The sequence below is a fragment of the Pseudomonas sp. p99-361 genome, from assembly GCF_003935475.1.
GTDB classification, from domain to species: Bacteria; Pseudomonadota; Gammaproteobacteria; order Pseudomonadales; family Pseudomonadaceae; genus Aquipseudomonas; species Aquipseudomonas juntendi.
In genome coordinates this window covers 1-17,386 of sequence record NZ_RHQO01000033.1, presented here as the reverse complement: position 1 = coordinate 17,386, position 17,386 = coordinate 1, and the positions used below count along the sequence as shown (strand labels likewise).

Annotated in this window: 13 protein-coding genes and 2 pseudogenes; 8 read left to right on the top strand and 7 right to left on the bottom strand. The window is 63.5% G+C overall.

The features are described from left to right. Window positions 1-197: 197 nt before the first annotated feature. The 3 genes from EGJ22_RS15675 to EGJ22_RS15665 form a co-directional block, all read right to left on the bottom strand. A complete protein-coding gene (locus EGJ22_RS15675; protein ID WP_029885439.1) occupies window positions 198-1,493 on the bottom strand; it encodes an FAD-binding oxidoreductase in 1,296 nt (431 codons plus the stop codon). Between the two features lie 13 nt (window positions 1,494-1,506). Beyond that, entirely contained in the window at window positions 1,507-2,595 is a 1,089-nt protein-coding gene (locus EGJ22_RS15670) for a polyamine ABC transporter substrate-binding protein (RefSeq protein ID WP_029885440.1), read from the bottom strand. A 68-nt stretch (window positions 2,596-2,663) separates the two neighbouring features. Continuing rightward, window positions 2,664-4,022, bottom strand: a complete 1,359-nt coding sequence (locus tag EGJ22_RS15665) for a glutamine synthetase family protein (protein WP_009682756.1) — start codon at window positions 4,020-4,022, stop codon at window positions 2,664-2,666. Window positions 4,023-4,206: 184 nt separating this feature from the next. Between EGJ22_RS15665 and EGJ22_RS15660 the strand changes: the two genes are divergently transcribed. Both EGJ22_RS15660 and EGJ22_RS15655 read left to right on the top strand, forming a co-directional pair. Then, window positions 4,207-5,106 (top strand): helix-turn-helix domain-containing protein, encoded by a 900-nt coding sequence (locus EGJ22_RS15660; RefSeq protein WP_029885441.1) that lies wholly within the window; start codon window positions 4,207-4,209, stop codon window positions 5,104-5,106. A 74-nt stretch (window positions 5,107-5,180) separates the two neighbouring features. Beyond that, window positions 5,181-7,091 (top strand): AAA family ATPase, encoded by a 1,911-nt coding sequence (locus EGJ22_RS15655; protein WP_029885442.1) that lies wholly within the window; start codon window positions 5,181-5,183, stop codon window positions 7,089-7,091. A gap of 40 nt (window positions 7,092-7,131) precedes the next feature. Here EGJ22_RS15655 and EGJ22_RS15650 read toward each other — a convergent pair whose 3' ends face one another. Continuing rightward, the gene (locus EGJ22_RS15650) at window positions 7,132-8,517 is read right to left on the bottom strand and encodes an aldehyde dehydrogenase family protein (RefSeq protein ID WP_009682759.1); all 1,386 of its coding nucleotides are present in this window, start codon (window positions 8,515-8,517) and stop codon (window positions 7,132-7,134) included. 107 nt (window positions 8,518-8,624) lie between these two features. Between EGJ22_RS15650 and EGJ22_RS15645 the strand changes: the two genes are divergently transcribed. Continuing rightward, window positions 8,625-9,494: a LysR family transcriptional regulator gene (locus tag EGJ22_RS15645; protein WP_029885443.1), complete on the top strand. Its 870-nt coding sequence runs from the start codon at window positions 8,625-8,627 to the stop codon at window positions 9,492-9,494. 234 nt (window positions 9,495-9,728) lie between these two features. Further along, the gene (locus EGJ22_RS15640) at window positions 9,729-10,250 is read left to right on the top strand and encodes an acyloxyacyl hydrolase (RefSeq protein WP_029885444.1); all 522 of its coding nucleotides are present in this window, start codon (window positions 9,729-9,731) and stop codon (window positions 10,248-10,250) included. A gap of 31 nt (window positions 10,251-10,281) precedes the next feature. Here the strand turns inward: EGJ22_RS15640 and EGJ22_RS15635 are convergent, their stop codons facing one another. Then, window positions 10,282-12,411, bottom strand: coding sequence for a TonB-dependent siderophore receptor (locus EGJ22_RS15635; RefSeq protein WP_009682762.1), 2,130 nt, complete (start codon window positions 12,409-12,411; stop codon window positions 10,282-10,284). 227 nt (window positions 12,412-12,638) lie between these two features. Between EGJ22_RS15635 and hisN the strand changes: the two genes are divergently transcribed. Together hisN and EGJ22_RS15625 are read left to right on the top strand one after the other, a co-directional pair. Next, window positions 12,639-13,430: a histidinol-phosphatase gene (gene hisN, locus EGJ22_RS15630; protein ID WP_009682763.1), complete on the top strand. Its 792-nt coding sequence runs from the start codon at window positions 12,639-12,641 to the stop codon at window positions 13,428-13,430. A gap of 88 nt (window positions 13,431-13,518) precedes the next feature. After that, on the top strand, window positions 13,519-14,280 hold the full coding sequence (locus EGJ22_RS15625) for a hypothetical protein (protein WP_371105798.1): 762 nt from the start codon (window positions 13,519-13,521) through the stop codon (window positions 14,278-14,280). A 45-nt stretch (window positions 14,281-14,325) separates the two neighbouring features. Here EGJ22_RS15625 and EGJ22_RS15620 read toward each other — a convergent pair whose 3' ends face one another. Next, window positions 14,326-15,210 (bottom strand): alpha/beta hydrolase, encoded by an 885-nt coding sequence (locus EGJ22_RS15620; protein ID WP_029885446.1) that lies wholly within the window; start codon window positions 15,208-15,210, stop codon window positions 14,326-14,328. 132 nt (window positions 15,211-15,342) lie between these two features. Next, window positions 15,343-15,921, bottom strand: a pseudogene (locus tag EGJ22_RS15615) (LysR substrate-binding domain-containing protein); the annotation flags it as partial. Between EGJ22_RS15615 and proX the strand changes: the two are divergent. Then, window positions 15,920-16,018, top strand: a pseudogene (proX, locus tag EGJ22_RS26955) (proline/glycine betaine ABC transporter substrate-binding protein ProX); the annotation flags it as partial. The pseudogenes EGJ22_RS15615 and proX sit on opposite strands and share 2 nt — an antisense overlap. 141 nt (window positions 16,019-16,159) lie before the next feature. Continuing rightward, on the top strand, window positions 16,160-17,215 hold the full coding sequence (locus EGJ22_RS15605) for a GlxA family transcriptional regulator (protein ID WP_064314321.1): 1,056 nt from the start codon (window positions 16,160-16,162) through the stop codon (window positions 17,213-17,215). Window positions 17,216-17,386: the final 171 nt, after the last annotated feature.

The following is a 17,386-nucleotide window of genomic DNA, read 5'->3' as shown; positions in this document are numbered from 1 at the left end:
CTGTGGGATTTGCGCTCGAACGCCCTGGCGCATGCCTCAATGTCGCGCCCTACAAACAAGGCGGTCGCGCGCACCTGGCACAGGGGTTACTGGCCCGAAACAAGCGTAGGAGCGAGCGCATCTCGCGATGCGCCGCGCGGGCGGCGCTCGATCTCCCAGGCGATGCATATCTTTTGGCAAATAACACCCACACATTGCTAGCCCAACACCTCACGTAACCGGTACCACAACATCCCCAGCGCCAGCAGTGGCGAGCGCAGTGCCTTGCCACCGGGGAACGTCAGATGCGGCACTGCACTGAACACATCCAGGCCGTGGCTGTGGCCCAGGGCGATGCTTTCCGCCAGCAGCTTGGCTGTCCAGTGAGTCACGTTCAGCCCGTGCCCGGAATAGCCCTGGGCGTAATACACGTTGGGGTGTTGGCTCAAGCGCCCGACCTGGGGAAAGCGGTTGGCGGTGATGCCGATCATGCCACCCCACTGGTAGTCGATGCGCACATCGGCCAGTTGCGGGAATACCTTCAGCACCTTCGGCCGCATATAGCCGGCGATGTCCTTGGGGTCGCGGCCGGAATAGTGGCAGGCGCCGCCGAACAACAGGCGGCGATCCGCGGTGAGGCGGTAGTAATCCAGGCCGACTTTCTGATCGCACAGTGCCATGTTCTGCGGGATCAAGCGGCTCGCCAGTGTTTCGGGCAGCGGTTCGGTGGCCACCACGTAACTGCCGGCTGGCAGCACCTTGCCACTCAGCCGCGGTTCCAGGTCGTCCAGGTGGGCGTTGCAGCCCAGCACCAGGCGGCCCGCGCGCACGCTGCCGTGGGCGGTATGCACGGTAACGCTGGGCCCATGCTCGATACGCAACACCGGGCTTTGCTCGAAAATGCGCACGCCCAGGGTATGGGCGGCGCGGGCCTCGCCCTGAACCAGGTCGAGCGGGTGCAGGTGCCCTGAACCCATGTCCACCAGGCCGCCGGCGTACCGGTCGCTGGCGACGATCTCATGCAACTGCCCGCTTGCGACCAGGCGTGTTTCGTGGCGGTAACCTAGCGCTGCCAGGTCTTGCAGTTCATCCTTGAAGGCGTCGAACTGCGCGGGCGTGTTGGCCAGTTCGCAAAAGCCCCAGCGCAGGTCACAGGCAATGTCGTAGCGGGCGATGCGCGCGGCGACCAGCGCCACCGAGTCGATGCCGGCCTGCTGGAGGTAGCGCACGCCATCCTGGCCGACATGCCGGGCAAAACCACTGACATCATGGCCGATGCCGCGAATCAGCTGGCCGCCGTTGCGGCCACTGGCACCCCAGCCGGTGCGCCGCCCCTCCAGCAGCACCACCGACAGACCACGCTCGGCCAGCTCCAGCGCCGTATTGACCCCGGTCAGCCCACCCCCGACCACACACACATCAGCGCTCAGGTCAGCGTCGAGGCTGGGGTAGGGGGCCGCATCGCGCGCAGTGGCTGCATAGTACGAAGCGGTGTGTTGGGTATTGAATGACATAGAGGGTCTCGGCTCAGCGGTTGGACTTGATCTTGCTCCAGGAGCGGGTCATGACGCGCATGATCTTCGGGCTGGGAGTACTGGAAATGTACAGCTTGTCCAGTACCTCCTGCGGGGGGTAGATCTCGGGGTTGTCCACCAGCGCGGCATCCATGTAGGCCTTGGCGTCCGGGTTGGCGTTGGCATAGCCGACCGTGGCGCTGACCTTGGCGATCACCTTGGGGTCGAGCAGGTAGTTGATGAAGGCCAGCGCCTGCTCCGGGTTGTTCGCATCCTTCGGAATGGCCAGCAGGTCGAACCACAGGTTGCTGCCTTCCTTGGGAATGCTGTAGGCGACCTTCACGCCGTTCTTCGCTTCCACGGCGCGGTTGGCCGCCTGGAACACGTCACCGGAATAACCGAACGCTACGCAGATATTCCCGTTGGCAAGGTCGGAAACATACTTGGAGGAGTGGAAATAGGTGATGTACGGGCGCAGCTCAAGCAAGCGCGCCTCGGCCTTGGCGTAGTCGGCCGGCTTTTCGCTACGCGGGTCCATGCCCAGGTAGTTGAGCACGGCGGGGAACAGTTCATCGGGCGAGTCCATGAAGGCCACGCCGCACTGCTTGAGCTTTTTCAGGTTCTCGGGCTCGAACAGCACCGCCCAGGAATCGATGCGGTCTACGCCCAATGCAGCCTTGACCTTTTCCACGTTATAGCCGATGCCATTGGTGCCCCACAGGTAGGGCACCGCATACTGGTTGCCCGGGTCGTTCTGCTCAAGCTGCTTGAGCAGCTTGGGGTCCAGGTGCTTCCAGTTCGGCAGTTTGCTGCGGTCCAGCGGCAAGAATGCACCGGCCTGGGCCTGGCGGGCCAGAAAATGGTTGGAGGGCACTACCACGTCGTAGCCGGTGCGCCCCGCCAGCAGCTTGCCTTCAAGGGTTTCGTTGGAGTCGAACACGTCATAAACCACCTTGATGCCGCTGCTGGCCTGGAAGTCGGCCAGGGTGGTGTCACCGATGTAGTCGGTCCAGTTGTACACGCTTACAGTGGGTGTGGCGTGGCTGGTGGTGGCGAACAGCAGGGTGAATGCCGCGGGGATCAGGGCTTGCAGATGACGCATGGGAACACCTCGTTGGTTTTGTTCTACGAGTTCAGGTGTGGTGGGGGCTGCACAGCCCCCAGGGCGGCTCAGACGCTCAGCATCAGGAACTCGCGCTCCCACGAGCTGATCACGCGCTTGTAGTTCTCGTGCTCGGCCCGTTTGACCGCCACGTAACCCTGCACGAACTGCTTGCCCAGGTACTGCTGCACGGTCTCGCAGTCTTCCATGTGCTGCAGCGCATCTTCGATGGTGATGGGCAGGCGCAGGTTGCGCCGCTCGTAGGCGCGGCCCTGCACCGGGGCGCTCGGGTCGATCTGCTCGACCATGCCCAGGTAGCCGCACAGCAGGCTGGCAGCGATCGCCAGGTAAGGGTTGGCATCCGCGCCGGGCAGGCGGTTTTCCACGCGCATCGCTTCCGGGCTGGAGGTGGGGACGCGCAAACCGGCGGTGCGGTTTTCTTCACCCCACTCGACGTTGACCGGTGCCGAGGTGTCCGGCAGGAAGCGGCGGAACGAATTGACGTTGGGGGCGAACATCGGCAGCAGCTTGGGGATGTACTTCTGCAACCCACCGATGTGGTGCAGGAACAACGGGCTCATGCTGCCGTCGTCGTTGGCGAAGATCGGCTTGCCGGTGGCGATGTCGACCACGCTCTGGTGCAGGTGCATGGCACTGCCCGGCTCGTCGGTGATCGGCTTGGCCATGAACGTCGCAGCCACGTTGTGCTTGAGCGCAGCCTCACGCATGGTGCGCTTGAACACGGTGATCTGGTCGGCCAGGTCCAGCGCGTCGCCGTGGCGGAAGTTGATCTCCATCTGCGCCGGGCCGTCTTCGTGGATCAGCGTGTCCAGGTCCAGGCCCTGGATTTCACACCAGTCATACACGTCCTCGAACAGCGGGTCGAATTCGTTGGCGGCATCGATCGAGAACGACTGCCGGCCGCTTTCGGCCCGGCCGGAACGCCCCAGTGGCACTTGCAGCGGCAGGTCCGGGTCTTCGCAGCGCTTGGTCAGGTAGAACTCCATCTCTGGCGCGACAATGGGTTGCCAGCCCTTGTCAGCGTAAAGCTTGAGCACTTTCTTCAGCACGTTGCGCGGCGACAGCTCGATGGGGTTGCCTTGCTTGTCGAAGGTATCGTGGATCACGATCGCGGTAGGTTCGATGGCCCACGGGATCTGGTACACAGCGCTCGGGTCGGGGCGGCAGACCATGTCGATGTCAGCCGCATCGAGCAGGTTGTAATAGATATCGTCGTCAACGTAGTCGCCGGTGACCGTTTGCAGCAGCACGCTCTCGGGCAAGCGCATGCCACGTTCGTGAAGGAACTTGGCGGTCGGTGCGATCTTGCCGCGGGCGATGCCGGTCAGGTCGCTGATCACGCATTCTACTTCGGTGATCCGGTGTTCTTTCAGCCAGGTGGAGAGCTGATCGAAGGGGGCGTTCATACAGACCTCTTGGTTGGTTTTTTTATGTGGGAGCCGCTGCACCCGCCAAAGCCGTTGCACAGCTTCAAGGGCATCGCGCTTCCCAGGTGACACGCTGGAGGCTATCTTGGGCTCGGCAGCCCATCGCCATCTATCCACTTTCTTCGGCATTCAATGCACCAAAAGAGTGCAATCAGGACAAAGCGTGACAACGCCCAACGCCTTGCAGGTACAAGCTTTCCACACCTCGGATGTGTCCGAGCAGGTTCGCATCACCCCCGGTTGGCAGCAGCAGTACCGGCAGATGTCGCCGGGCCATTTCAGCGGCCAGTTGCGCTGCCTGGGGCTTGACGGCGTGCAAGTCTACGAAGAACGCCTCAACACCCGGGTCGAGCAATTCTTCCGGGCGCCGAGCGGGTCGCTGGCGTTCTGCTTCGACCAGAGCGAAAACAGCCTTTACCTGCTCAACGAGCAGAGCCGCAACATCTGGATCACGCCAGAGAATTACCAGGAAGTCGCCGTCGTGTTCGACCAGGCGTTTCTCGCCAGCCACGGCCTGGACCCCCGCAGGCTTGACGGTTTGTTCATGGTGCCGCTGGGCAGTGGCCAGAATGCGTTGTTCGGCAGTTGGCTCAGTGCCACCCTGACCCGCCTGGGCGAGGCTGGGTGCCCGTTGCAGGGGCAGGCGTTGGCGGAGCAGTTGCTGGAGGACTGCCTGTTCATCCTCGACAATGCCTGCCAGCGCTTGCAGGGCATGGCCATGGGCCGGCGGGACGAGGAGCGGGCGATCATGCACCGGGTCAGCGAGTGGGCGGCTGACTGCCCGGAAGAAACCTTGAACCTGGTGGAACTGGCGGCGGTGGCGGGCGTGTCGCTGCGCCAGTTGCAGCAGGCCTTCAAGGCCTACACCGGCATGCCGCCCGCGCACTGGTTGCGGTTGCGCCGGCTCAACGGGGCGCGGCGCGATCTGTTGCGGGGCGGTGGCGTGACCGTGGCAGAAGTGGCGATGCGTTGGTCGTTCTGGCATTTGGGAAGGTTTTCAGAGAGTTACCGGCAATTGTTCAAGGAATTTCCGAGCGAGACACTCAAGCGCGTCAAGCGCTGAACCGCCGGCCCGCAAGTCCAGCAGCCGGCGCCGAAAATTGCTATCGTGCCAGCCTGTTTCGACCCGAGGTGCCGATGTTCTACCTGCCTTTGCCCAGTGACCAGGCTGACAGCCTCGCCAGTGTTCCCTTCACCGACTTCTTCAGCAGCGCCAGCCTGCTCCAGGCCGCTGCGGTGTTGTTCGTGCAAAACCTGCCTCGCCAACCGGCGACTGCCTCGGCCGATGCTCAGGAACGCCGCTTTGCCGAGATCGTGCGGATCGCCAACGACGTTGAACGTGCCGCGCCTGGGCGCTTCCAGGGGCAGGTGGCGCAGCACTTCGACCGTGAAGCCTTCGCCATGGGCCTGGGCATGCTGGGCGAAAACGGCATTGCGCTGCTCAGTGGCGAAGTGGCGTACAGCGCAGATGAATTGCAGGACGACGAGGGGCAGTGGAATTTCCAGTTCGCCGACCGCTATCGCCAGCGCGCCACGCCGCTGCACCCCGTGCACCTGCCGGCCCTGGCCAGCGACCTGATGCTCAGCGACCAGCAGAACCGGCTGTTGCGTGAATTTCTGGGGGGTATCGACGAATCGGTCGCCGTGCAGGGCTTTGCCGGTACCGGCAAGACCTTTCTGATCCACCAGTTCGCCCGGTTGCTGGAGCCGCAGCGCACCTTGTTGCTGGCCTTGACCGAGGGCCAGTTGCGTGCGCTGCAGGCGCGGGTCAAGGATGCCGCAGCCTACACCGCGCTGACCTTCGGTCAGTTGGCCGACGAGCTGTTGAACCGCGACCTGACCAGCAACGGCTGGCGCCTGCGCGACCCTTACCGCACCAAGCGCTCGTGGCGCCCGCAAGAGGCGCAGGTGGTGCGCTGGCTGGCCATACCCGACATTGGCCCGCTTGCCGCACGCGACGTGGTTACCTTGTGCATCCGCGCGGTGCGGGCGTTTTGCCACAGTGCCGACGCGCAGGTGCAGTTGCACCATGTGCCCTGGGCCGGGCCGGGCACATCGCCGCTGGACCAGGAAGTGTTGCTGGAAAAGGCACGGCTGTACTGGCAGGAGCTGATTCGCCCGTCAGCGCGGGAAATCCAGTTGCCGGTACGTGACTACCACCGGGTCAAGCTGCTGGCGCTGACCGGCCTGGTGATTGACAGCGGCTACACCCACGTCATCGTCGACGAGGCGCACGAGTTGTCGGCACCGATGCTTGCCGTACTTGACCGCAGCCCGCAAGCGGTCATCGCCCTCGGTGACGAACTGCAGAACCTGAACGGCCTCAGTGCGCACCATGGCAGCTTCATCCGCCAGCGCTGCATCGACCACTCGCTGCGCGCAGGGCCGGCGATGGACAACGTGCTCAACCCGCTGATACAGGCGCACCCGGCATCGATCCAGGCGGCCTTCAGTGGGAGCGCCGAGCACTACACCCGGGTCAGCTTCTTCGATGCGGTCACGGTGCCGGAACAGCCCACCGCGTTGATCGTCGATGACGAGTGGGGGCTGTTTGGCTGGTTCCAGCGCCTGACGCACCAGGGCGTGCCGTTCGTGCTGCTGCAAAGCGCGCGCAAGGACTTCGAACTGTTCGTGGAGGATTGCATCGAGCTGTACCGCCATGGCACCCGGCCTCGTCACCCGATGCTGTTCCGCTATGCCAGCTGGCAGGCGCTGGAGCAGGACAAGGGTGAGGACAAGGCATTCGTCGCGGTGGCCAACCTGCTGCGCAAGGGCTACACCCCGCAGCACTTTGCCCAGGCAAAGAGCCGTTACCGCTGGACCAAGGCGCCAAAGCTGTTCCTCGGGCGGGTAAGGGATGTGAAGAACATGGAGTTTGCCCGGGTGATGGTGTCGCCCGAGCTGATGGTCACGCCGCAGGTGGCCGGTAACCGCAATGAACGGGCGCGCCTGCTGGCAGGTTTGTACACCGCCTGTTCACGGGCGCGGCATGAGCTGATCGTGCCGGGGGGGATGCTGGACTGGGTCGAGGACCAGTTGCGCGATTGAGGTTGGCAGGGGCTGCAACGCAGCCCCTGCCTGACTGGGCTCAGTTCCGGTCCAGCCACACGGTCTGGGCATTGGTGAACTCCCGCACACCAAAGTGCGACAGCTCGCGCCCGAAGCCGCTTTTCTTCACGCCGCCGAACGCCACGCGGGGGTCGGATGCGCAGTAACCATTGATGAACACGCCGCCGGTATCCAGCGCGGCAGTCATGCGCTCGGCCAGCGCATAGTCGGCGGTGTAAATGGTCGCCGCCAGGCCGAACTCGCTGTCGTTGGCCAGCTCCACGGCATGCTCGGCGTCACGGGCCGTGATGATCGCCGCCACCGGGCCGAACAGCTCTTGCTTGAATGCTGTCATGTCCGGGGTCACATTGGCGAACACGGTCGGGGCATAGAAGTTGGCAACGCCTTCGACCTTGTGGCCGCCCAGCAGCAGGGTGGCACCCTCGGCCAGCGTCGCCTGTACCTGGCCATCCAGCTCGTCGCGCAGGTCGTAGCGGGCCATGGGGCCGATGTAGGTGTCTTCCTGCAGCGGGTTGCCCATGTTCAGCTGCCGGGTTGCCTCGACGAACTTGCGGGTGAACGCGTCGGCAATGCTTGCTTCCACGATCATGCGCTTGGCCGCTGCGCAGACCTGGCCGGTGTTCTGGTAGCGACCGATGACGGCTGCCTGGACGGCGGCGTCCAGGTCGGCGTCAGCCAGTACGATGAACGGGTCGGAACCGCCGAGTTCGAGCACGCATTTTTTCAGTGCGGCACCGGCCTGGGCACCGATCGCCATGCCGGCACGCACGCTACCGGTCAGGGTCACCGCGGCAATGCGCGGGTCGTTGATGGCGCGGGTGACGCCCTCCGGGGTCACGTTCAGCACTTCGAAAACGCCTTGCGGCAGGCCGGCATCCTTGAACAGTTCACCCAGCAGGTAGGCGCTGCCCATTACGTTCGGCGCGTGCTTGAGCACGTAGGTATTGCCGGCCAGGATCGCCGGCACGGCGCCGCGCAGTACCTGCCAGACCGGGAAGTTCCAGGGCATCACCGCCAGGATAGGGCCCAGCGGGCGGTATTCGATGCGGGCCTTTTCGACCTGGGTAGGCTCGGCGGCCAGCATCGCGGGGCCATGCTCGGCATACCAGCGGCACAGGCCAACGCATTTGGCGACTTCGCCGCGGGCCTGGGCGATGGGCTTGCCGATTTCACGGCTGATCATCTGCGCGAAGGCCTCGGCCTTGGCTTCAAGGGTGCTGGCCAAGGCGAGCAGGTACTCGCTGCGCTGACCCAGCGACACTTGGCGCCACTGGCGGTAGCCGGCCTTGGCACGCTGCAGCGCCGCTTCCAGTGCGGCGTCGGTGTCGAACGGGTAGGCGCCGATCTGCTCGCCGGTGTACGGATCGAGGGAGATGGCGTGGGTCAGGCTGCTGATCGCACTCATGGCAGGGCACTCTCGTCGTTATTGAACAGTGGAGCCAGACTAGTGGGCTATGGCTTTAATGAAAACTGAATAATAATGAGCGAAACATTCACGTTTGGAGAAAGGCTGTGGACCTGGTGCAACTGGAGATCTTCAAGGCCGTGGCAGAGCAGGGCAGCATCAGCGCTGCCGCGCAGCATATCCATCGGGTGCCTTCCAACCTGACCACGCGCATCAAGCAGCTGGAAGAAGACCTGGGTGTGGAACTGTTCATCCGCGAGAAAAGCCGCTTGCGCCTGTCACCCGCGGGTTGGAACTTCCTGGAATACACCCGGCGCATTCTCGACCTGGTGCACGAGGCCCGCCTGACCGTGGCCGGTGAAGACCCGCAGGGCACCTTCGCCCTGGGCTCGCTGGAAAGCACCGCAGCCGTGCGCATCCCGGCCTTGCTGGCGGCCTACAACCAGCGCTACCCCAAGGTGGACCTGGACCTGTCCACCGGCCCTTCAGGGACCATGCTCGAGGGGGTGTTGTCTGGCCGGCTGGTGGCTGCGTTCGTCGATGGCCCGGTGTTGCACCCCACGTTGGAGGGCATACCGGTGTTCGAGGAAGAGATGATGGTCATCGCACCGCTCAATCATGCCCCGGTGACCCGCGCCCAGGACGTCAACGGCGAAAACATCTACGCGTTCCGGGCCAACTGTTCGTACCGGCATCACTTCGAAAACTGGTTCGTCCAGGACCAGGCGGTTCCCGGCAAGATCCATGAAATGGAGTCGTACCACGGCATGCTCGCCTGCGTCAGTGCCGGGGCCGGCCTGGCCATGCTGCCGCGCAGCATGCTCGACAACATGCCGGGCTGCAGCACGGTCAGTGCCTGGCCCATGTCGGAAGACTTCCGCTACCTGAAAACCTGGCTGGTGTGGCGCCGTGGCACGGTATCACGCAGCTTGAGCATGTTCGTGAAACTGCTTGAAGAAAAGAACGCAAACCAATGATTTACAACTACTAGTCTACGTCTAGTCCGCACGTCTGTACGGCGCTCGCGCTGTGGTAGCGCCTCACACCGCAACGGTGTATGAGCAATAATGGCAATTTACTTCCAACTTTCTGATTATCGGACAATAATCAGAAAAGTATTACCTCGTGTGACCGGTCGGGATGAACCGGTCGCCAATTAATCGAGGGGCTACAGCCCCCGCTTGCCGTGTAGACCATCAGGAGAGTCGTAGATGAAAACCCGTCTCGCAGCATCGCTGGCCGTTGCCGTGCTGGCACTTGCCGGCGCTGGCACGGCCCAGGCCGCGCAGGTGTCCGGCGCCGTGGGCGTTACCAGCCAGGGCGACATGACCTACCGCATTGGTATGTCGTTCGACTGGGACAAGAAGTGGCTGCAAAGCGACATCGGCTATGTCAGCGGTTACTGGGACGCCGGCTACACCTACTGGGAGGGCGGCGACGCCAGTGGCGCCCATTCGCTGTCGTTCAGCCCGGTGTTCACCTATGAATTCAGCGGTTTCACCTACACCCCGTACATCGAAGCGGGCATCGGCCTGGCCGCGTTCTCCAAGACCGATGTAGGCGACCAGCGCCTGGGTTCGTCGGTCAACTTCGAGGACCGTATCGGCCTTGGCCTGAAACTGCCAGGGGAGCAGAAGGTCGGGCTGCGTGCGATCCATTATTCCAACGCCGGGATCAAGCAGCCCAACGACGGCATCGAGTCGTATTCGCTGTTCTACAGCAAAGGTTTCTGACAGTTAGGGCTGCTTATGCAGCCCCAGCCGTTCAGAAGGTGTACGCGACGCCAGCCTGTACCGTACGCGGCGCACCCGGGTAGGCATACAGGTTGAATGCGCCTTCGTCGTACGCCTTGTTGAACAGGTTCTTCACATCCAGGTTCAGGCGTATATGGTCGTTGACCTGGTAGAAGGTCAGCAGATCAACCACCGTGTATTGCTCCATGGTGTAGGTGGTCGCCTCGGTCTGGCCGTTGCGGTCATCCACGTATTTCACCCCAAGCCCCAAGCCAAGCCCCTTGGCGACACCGTCCTGGAACTCATAGGTGTTGAGCAGGCTGAAACTGTTGCGCGGGATATTGGCCAGTCGCGTGCCGGTTGGCAGGCGGTTGTCCTTGGTCACTTCGGCATCCACATAGGCGTAGCCGCCAATGACGCGCCACTCGGGGGTGACATTGCCAGCAACGTTGATATCCAGGCCCCGGCTGCGCACTTCGCCGGCCGCCACGCTGTAGTTCGGGTCCACCGGGTCGCGGGTCAACACGTTTTCCTTGACGATGTGGTAGACCGCTGCGTCGACACTCAGCTGGCGGTCGAGCGCTTCCCATTTCACGCCCAGTTCGTAGGACTTGCCCTTTTCCGGGTCGAAGCCCCCGCCGCTGGCCGGGGTTCCCGTGTTGGGTTTGAAAGAGCGCGCGGTGTTGGCGTAGACGGCGACCGTGTCGGTGAGGTCATAGACCAGGCCAATCCGGGGCGTAGCACCGTTTTCGCCTTTGCTGAAATCACCGGCATTGTCCAGCTTGTTGTCGTAGTCATGCTCGAAGCGCTCGAAGCGTACCCCTGCCAAAGCCTTCAATCGCTCGGTCAGGGCCACTTGGTCCTGGATGAAGAAGGCCCAGGTCTGCAGGTTTTCCTTGTCCCAGGTCGTGGTGCGGGTCAGCGCCGGCCGTGGCTGGCCAAGCACCGGGTCGTAGATGTCGATGGGGTAGGTGCCCGCCACCGCAGAGGACCGCTGGATGATCGAGTTGTAGTCATAGTTCTCGTACTCCACCCCTGTCAGCAAGGTGTGGCTGAAGCCGCCGGTGTCGAAGTAGCCGGTCAGGTTCAGCTGCCAGTCGCGATCGGTCCACTCCAGCTTGCGGTAGTTGAAGTTACGCTCCAGCGTTCGCCCATCCAGCGGCGCGCCGTTGGCTTCGACCGCATTGCCCTTGAGTGAGCCATCGAGGAACTGGAACCCGCCCGCCAGCGTCCAGTTGTCATTGAGCAGGTGCTCGAAACGCACCTGCGCCATGTTGTTGTCGTTGTGCAGCAGGTTATCGCTGCCTTTTTCCCAGATATAGGTGTCGCGCGAGGCGCTGCCACGCTGGGTGGCGTAGCGGGTCAGGCCGCGGTCCAGCGGGTGGTTGTTGCGCATGAAGTCGCCTTCGAACACGACCTTGGTCGTGTCGTTGACCTGCCAGCTGAGCACTGGCGCCACGTCATAACGCTCGCTTTGCACATCATCACGGAAACTGTCGCCGCCCTCGCCAAGCAGGTTCAGGCGGTAGGCCAGCGAGCCGTCCTGGTTCAGCGGGCCGGCGGCGTCGAGGGTAGCGCGGTGCATGCCCTGGTCGTCGAACTGGCTGCCCAGGGTGACCTTGGGTTCTGGTAGCGGCTGCTTGCTGACCACGTTGAAGGTGCCGCCGGGGTCGCCACGGCCGTACAGGCTGCTGGCCGGGCCGCGGATCACCTCCAGCCGCTCGACGGTATTGGCGTCTGGTGCGTTGGGGTAACCACGGTTGATCGGGAAACCGTTACGGTAGAACTCGCCGGTGGTAAAGCCGCGCACGGTGAAGGTGGTAAGACCCTGGCCACCGAAGTTGTTGGCCCGGCCGACGCCACCGGCATAGTCCAGGCCGTCTTGCAGGCGCGTGGCACCGGTGTCTTGCAGCACCGCCTTGGGCACCACGCTGACCGACTGCGGTGTTTCGTGCAGCGCGGTGTCGGTGCGGGTGGCACTGGCGGAACGGTTGGCCTTGTAGCCGAGCACTGGGCCATCAGCCCGTTCGCTGTCGGCTGTGCCAGTGATGCTCAGGGCCTGGAGTTCGATCTGGGCCGGGTCGCTGAGCGGTTCGGGCTCGGCGAGGGCCATTGGGGAGACAGCATGAAGCACACAAAGCGAAACGAACGTGCGACGCATCGACGGGACGATCCTGAAGTAGGGCGCTAGAGAAGGGTGACGAAAAGAATTAAGGCTACTACGAATCATTACCAGATGCATTAACTTTAAAGCCCCTGCAACTCCCTGGGATTCATGGATGAAGCAGCATCGGCAGCATCGGCCAGGCACGTTGCGCACGCGGCTGGTGCAATACAGGTTGTCAGGTATGATGCCGATCTTCATAACTGTCACGAGGCCTGTTCCCAATGTCCCTGAGTGCCCCACAGATTGGTGAGTTGCGTACATTCGCCGAGCAACTGGCCGACGCCGCTGCACTGGCCATCAAGCCGTACTTTCGTGCCAGCCTGGACGTCGAGGACAAGGGGGGGCGCCTGTACGACCCGGTGACGGTGGCCGACAAGGCGGCCGAGGATGCGATGCGCGCGTTGATCCAGGCGCGTTACCCGGACCACGGCATTCTTGGCGAAGAGGCCGGGGTGGCGGTGGGCAGCAGCCCGCTGACCTGGGTGCTCGACCCCATCGACGGCACCCGTGCCTTCATCACTGGCCTGCCATTGTGGGGAACGTTGATTGCGCTGAACGACGGTACCCGCCCGGTACTGGGGGTGATGAACCAGCCCTTTACCGGCGAGCGTTTCATTGGCACCCCCGAGGGGGCCTGGCGCAACGCTACACCCTTGCGTACCCGCGCCTGCGCCGACCTGGCTACGGCCACGCTGATGTGCACCACCCCCGACATGTTCGACACAGCCGAGCGCAAGGCCGCGTTCGAGGCGGTAGCCGGGCAGGCGCGGCTGATGCGCTACGGCGGCGATTGCTATGCCTACTGCATGCTGGCGTCGGGGTTCGTCGATGTGATCGTGGAGGCCAGCTTGCAACCCTATGACGTACAGGCGCTGATGCCGATCATCGAAGGGGCGGGTGGGGTGATCAGCGCCTGGGATGGCAGTTCGGCGCAGCACGGCGGCTGTGTAGTGGCCTGTGGCGACCCGGCGCTGCACGCGCAGATGGTGGAGAAGTTGCGCCACGCCATGTGAGGGTACGCCGCCGGGCCTGCGGCGGCCTTTACACTGCACTTTTTGCCATTTCCGCGCTCTATGCTTGGCCAGGCCACATCGATCCCCGATGCGGCCGCCGAATATCGACCCGGTGCCGATGGTTGCAAGCTACCCTCATCTGATTCCCCGCGTGCTGCTGGCAGGCGTGCTCACCTGCCTGTGTGCCTGCACCCAGGAACAGGGCCGCGACATGCTCGACCAGTTTGCCGACGGCAAGCCCAGCGAACTGTTCCAGACCAGTGTCGACCGCCTGGCCACGTTGTCGATGCGCGACAACCTGCAAAGCCTGTACCTGCTGATGAACAAGCTGTACCTGCGCAACCCCAACCAGTTGAAGCTGTCGGGGTACGTCGACGCCGCCACTGCCGAGCGGCAGATCCGCAAGGCCATCGAACACCGCCAGCCGCTGGCGCAGCTGGGCAACCGTCGCGACCTGGCAGCCTTGAGTTACGCGTTGAGCCCGGAGTTTCGCGGTGACCGCGTCGGCGCCTTCATCTATGCCATCGGCAGCATGCTGATCACCGCTCACGGCGGGCGCACCGAGTTCTACATGACCGACACGATCGACCCGCTGTTCATCAACAACGCCGCGCGCAATATCGAAAAGGCCACCTGGATGTTGAGCCAGCGGCAAGATGCCAATGGCGTGTTGCTGCTGTTTTCCAACGAGATTTCCGAAGAGGGCAGCAACCTGAGTTTCGCCGTGGAGTTCGGGAAGATCGTGGCGCGCCTGGATTTGCTGGCAGAGTTGCTGGACGAGCGGTATCGGCGGATCGGATTGAACTATGCACAGAGCCTGCTGCTGATGAACTTCCTGCCCGTACAGTGACTTTGGCTGTTGTATTGGCCTTGGTAGGAGCGGCCAGTAACGCTTTCAGAGCAGCGCCTGGATCGCTTGCCGATAACGCGGCCCGGCCAGGCTCATGCTGTTGTTGTGGCTGGCCCCCGGTACCAGCAGCAGGGTTTTGGGCTGCCGGGCCGCCTCGTACAGCTGCTGGCTGAAACGCGCTGGCACGAAGCGGTCATCCAGCCCGTGCACCAGCAGCACGGGCAAGCCGATATCCTGGATCTTGCCCAGCGAGTCGAACTTCTGCGACAGCAACCAACGCACCGGCAGTGACGTATTGGCTACCGCAGCGGCGACATCGCCCAACGAGGTGAATGTCGATTCCAGTATCAACCCACGCGCCGGGGCCGCGGCACCGCCCTGGCGTGCTTCGGCTGCCAGCGCGCGGGCCAGTTCCACGGCCACCGCACCGCCCAGCGAATGGCCGAAGATCAGCCGTTTGCCCGCGTCGGGTTGCAACTGAGCGAAGCGCTCCCAGGCGATGTGCGCGTCTTCATAGACAGTGGCCTCGGAGGGCAGCCCGCCGCGACTCTGGCCAAAGCCGCGGTAGTCCACGGCCAGCACCGAGTAGCCCATGGCATGCAACTGCTCGATGCGGAACAACTGCCCGGTCAGGTTCCAGCGCACCCCATGCAGGTAGAGGATGGCCGGGGCATTGGCGCGCCTGGCCGGCCACCACCAGGCGTGCAGGCTCTGATTGGCAGCGAAACTGCGCGGCCGCAGGTCAAGCTCCTGCACACCGCTGGGCAGGCCACGGAACCAGCTGGCCTGCCCAGGTTCGATGCGGAACACCAGTTCGCGCTCTTTGTGCTGGAGCACCGCGCAACTGCTGGGCAGGCCGATCACCAGCAAGGTGGCACACAACCAGGTCAGCCAGCGGCGGCGTAGGTGGGAGAGGAAAAGGGTGGGCATGTGGGCTTTTTAACAGATGCCGGGGCGTGCGTGTGAGGAAAGTGCCTCAATGGTGCGCTGGACTGGTTGCAAGCTGTTACCGCAGTGAGCGGGTGGGCAGTGCCAGCCGTTGCGCGCCTGTGAAACAGCGGCTCAGCTGCTGCCCAGTGATTCCAGCAAGGGCTGGAACTCTTCGAGCAACCAGTCGCGCAAGCGCAGGCAACTGGGCTCATGTTCCTTGTCTTCGTTGAAGGCCAGGAAGTGGAAGGTGTCCTTGAGCACCAACTCCTCTTGCACCGGGCGCACCAGCAGCCCCTGGGCGACCAGTTGTGCCACCAGGTGGTGCCAGCCCAGCGCTACGCCCTGGTTGCCAAGGGCCAGTTGCACCAGCAGGTTGTAGTCGTTGGCGTTGAAGAAGTGCGGTGCGGTATTGGCGCGGCTTTTCAGGTCAACGTCGTGGAAGGCCAGCCAGACGTTCCAGTCGACATGTTCGGCCACCTGCGAACGCCCATAAGGGCTGAGGTTGAGTAGGGTGCCATCGCGCAAGCCTTGCAGCGTCTGCACTTCGGGGTGCCGGGCCAGGTACTGTGGGGTGCACACCGGGTAGATCACGTCATGGTTGAGCGGGTGCGAGCTGTACCCAGCCTGCACCTTGCCCAGCTTGGTGATGTAGATGTCAGGCCGCACCCCCGGCTCCATCGACAGGAAGTTCTGCGTGGTGACCAGATTGATTACCCGCCATGCCAAGGAATGGGTTGCCGCCCACCGTCAGCAGTTTGACCAGTGGCTGCAAGCCTCGCGTGATGCAGCGGCCCAGGCCGGTCAGTAACCTGATCCATCAGCGTTGGCTTTTTCGCGGGCTCGCCCGCTCCCACAGGTCCGCCACAGGTTCTGAACACTGTGCAATGCCTGTGGGAGCGGGCAAGCCCGCGAAGCGGCCAATGCGATTCTCGCTGTTGAGTTAATAGCCATGAGCCACTTCGAAAGCATCCTCAAGAACACCAACCTGGCCCATCTGGAGCCCGGCTTTCGCACTTCACTGCCAATGCCCTGCCAGCGGGTGGCCTTCGTTCTGCGTGAACACTCCTCGATGATGGCCTTCACCGCTGCAATGGACAGCCTGGTGACCGCCAACCTGATGAGCGCCACGCCGTTGTTCCAGGTCGAGGTGGTGGGCGAGGGGCCGCAGGTGATGAGCGACCTGGGCATTGCCTTGCCGGTCAACACCCAGCTAAGCGATTTGCAGGTGCAAGGCCTGGGTTGCCTGCTGGTGTGCGGCGGTTTACGCGTGCGCCTGCAAGCGGCCCCCCAGTTGCGTGCCAAACTGCGCCAGGCCGACCAGCAGGGCTGCCAGTTGGGCGGCTTGTGGAACGGTGCCTACTTCCTGGCCGAGGCAGGTTTGCTCAATGACCACGACTTCGCCTTTCACCCTGATGTCCGGGCGATGATGAACGAGCTCTACCCCAAGGTGCGGATCAGCCGCCAGGCCCATGTGCTGGACCGCAGGCGCATGAGCTGCGCAGGTGCCTGCAGCGCGCTGGACATGATGCTGGCCATGCTTGAGCAGGCGGGTGGGGTGCCGTTGCGGCGGGCCGTGGAACAGATGCTGGCGTGCGACCGTTCGCGGGTGGCAAATGACACTGCGGCCGGCGTGGCGGACATTGACCCTGGCATGCCTCACGGCGTGCGCCTGGCGCTGGAGCTGATGCATGCCAATATCGAAGACCCGATCGGTATCGACGAGATCGCTGAACATGCGGAGTTGTCCCGCCGGCACCTGGAACGCTTGTTCCACCGCCATGTGCAGGCCACGCCGCCACGGTATTACCTGGAGCTGCGCCTGACCCATGCGCGGCAGCTGTTGCAACACACCAACAAGTCGTTGACCGAAGTGGCGGTGGCCAGCGGGTTTGTCAGCTTCCCGCATTTCTACCGGCGCTTTCGTGAGTTGTTCGCCATTGCACCGCGGCAGTACCGGGCACGCAGCCAGGGCTGGGCAGGGCGGCAGGATGTGGCGGTCCACTGAGTCAGAACGCTGCGAAAATTCACCGGCCCTATCGCCGGCAAGCCAGCTCCCACGGGGATCGCATCAGGGCTGACAGGTGTTTGCCACAAGATATGCAGCGCCTGTTAGAGCGAGCGCCGCCCGCGCGGCGCAATCGCGAGCTGCGCTCGCTCCTACGTTTGTTTCGGGCCA

Excerpts from the sequence above, each read along its gene's own strand:
- hisN (WP_009682763.1), top strand. The coding sequence starts at position 12,639 with ATGTCCCTGAGTGCCCCACAGATTGGTGAGTTGCGTACATTCGCCGAG.
- EGJ22_RS15655 (WP_029885442.1), top strand. The coding sequence starts at position 5,181 with ATGTTCTACCTGCCTTTGCCCAGTGACCAGGCTGACAGCCTCGCCAGT.
- EGJ22_RS15670 (WP_029885440.1), bottom strand. The coding sequence starts at position 2,595 with ATGCGTCATCTGCAAGCCCTGATCCCCGCGGCATTCACCCTGCTGTTC.
- EGJ22_RS15620 (WP_029885446.1), bottom strand. The coding sequence starts at position 15,210 with ATGCCCACCCTTTTCCTCTCCCACCTACGCCGCCGCTGGCTGACCTGG.
- EGJ22_RS15635 (WP_009682762.1), bottom strand. The coding sequence starts at position 12,411 with ATGCGTCGCACGTTCGTTTCGCTTTGTGTGCTTCATGCTGTCTCCCCA.
- EGJ22_RS15625 (WP_371105798.1), top strand. The coding sequence starts at position 13,519 with ATGCGGCCGCCGAATATCGACCCGGTGCCGATGGTTGCAAGCTACCCT.
- EGJ22_RS15665 (WP_009682756.1), bottom strand. The coding sequence starts at position 4,022 with ATGAACGCCCCCTTCGATCAGCTCTCCACCTGGCTGAAAGAACACCGG.
- EGJ22_RS15640 (WP_029885444.1), top strand. The coding sequence starts at position 9,729 with ATGAAAACCCGTCTCGCAGCATCGCTGGCCGTTGCCGTGCTGGCACTT.
- EGJ22_RS15605 (WP_064314321.1), top strand. The coding sequence starts at position 16,160 with ATGAGCCACTTCGAAAGCATCCTCAAGAACACCAACCTGGCCCATCTG.
- EGJ22_RS15675 (WP_029885439.1), bottom strand. The coding sequence starts at position 1,493 with ATGTCATTCAATACCCAACACACCGCTTCGTACTATGCAGCCACTGCG.
- EGJ22_RS15650 (WP_009682759.1), bottom strand. The coding sequence starts at position 8,517 with ATGAGTGCGATCAGCAGCCTGACCCACGCCATCTCCCTCGATCCGTAC.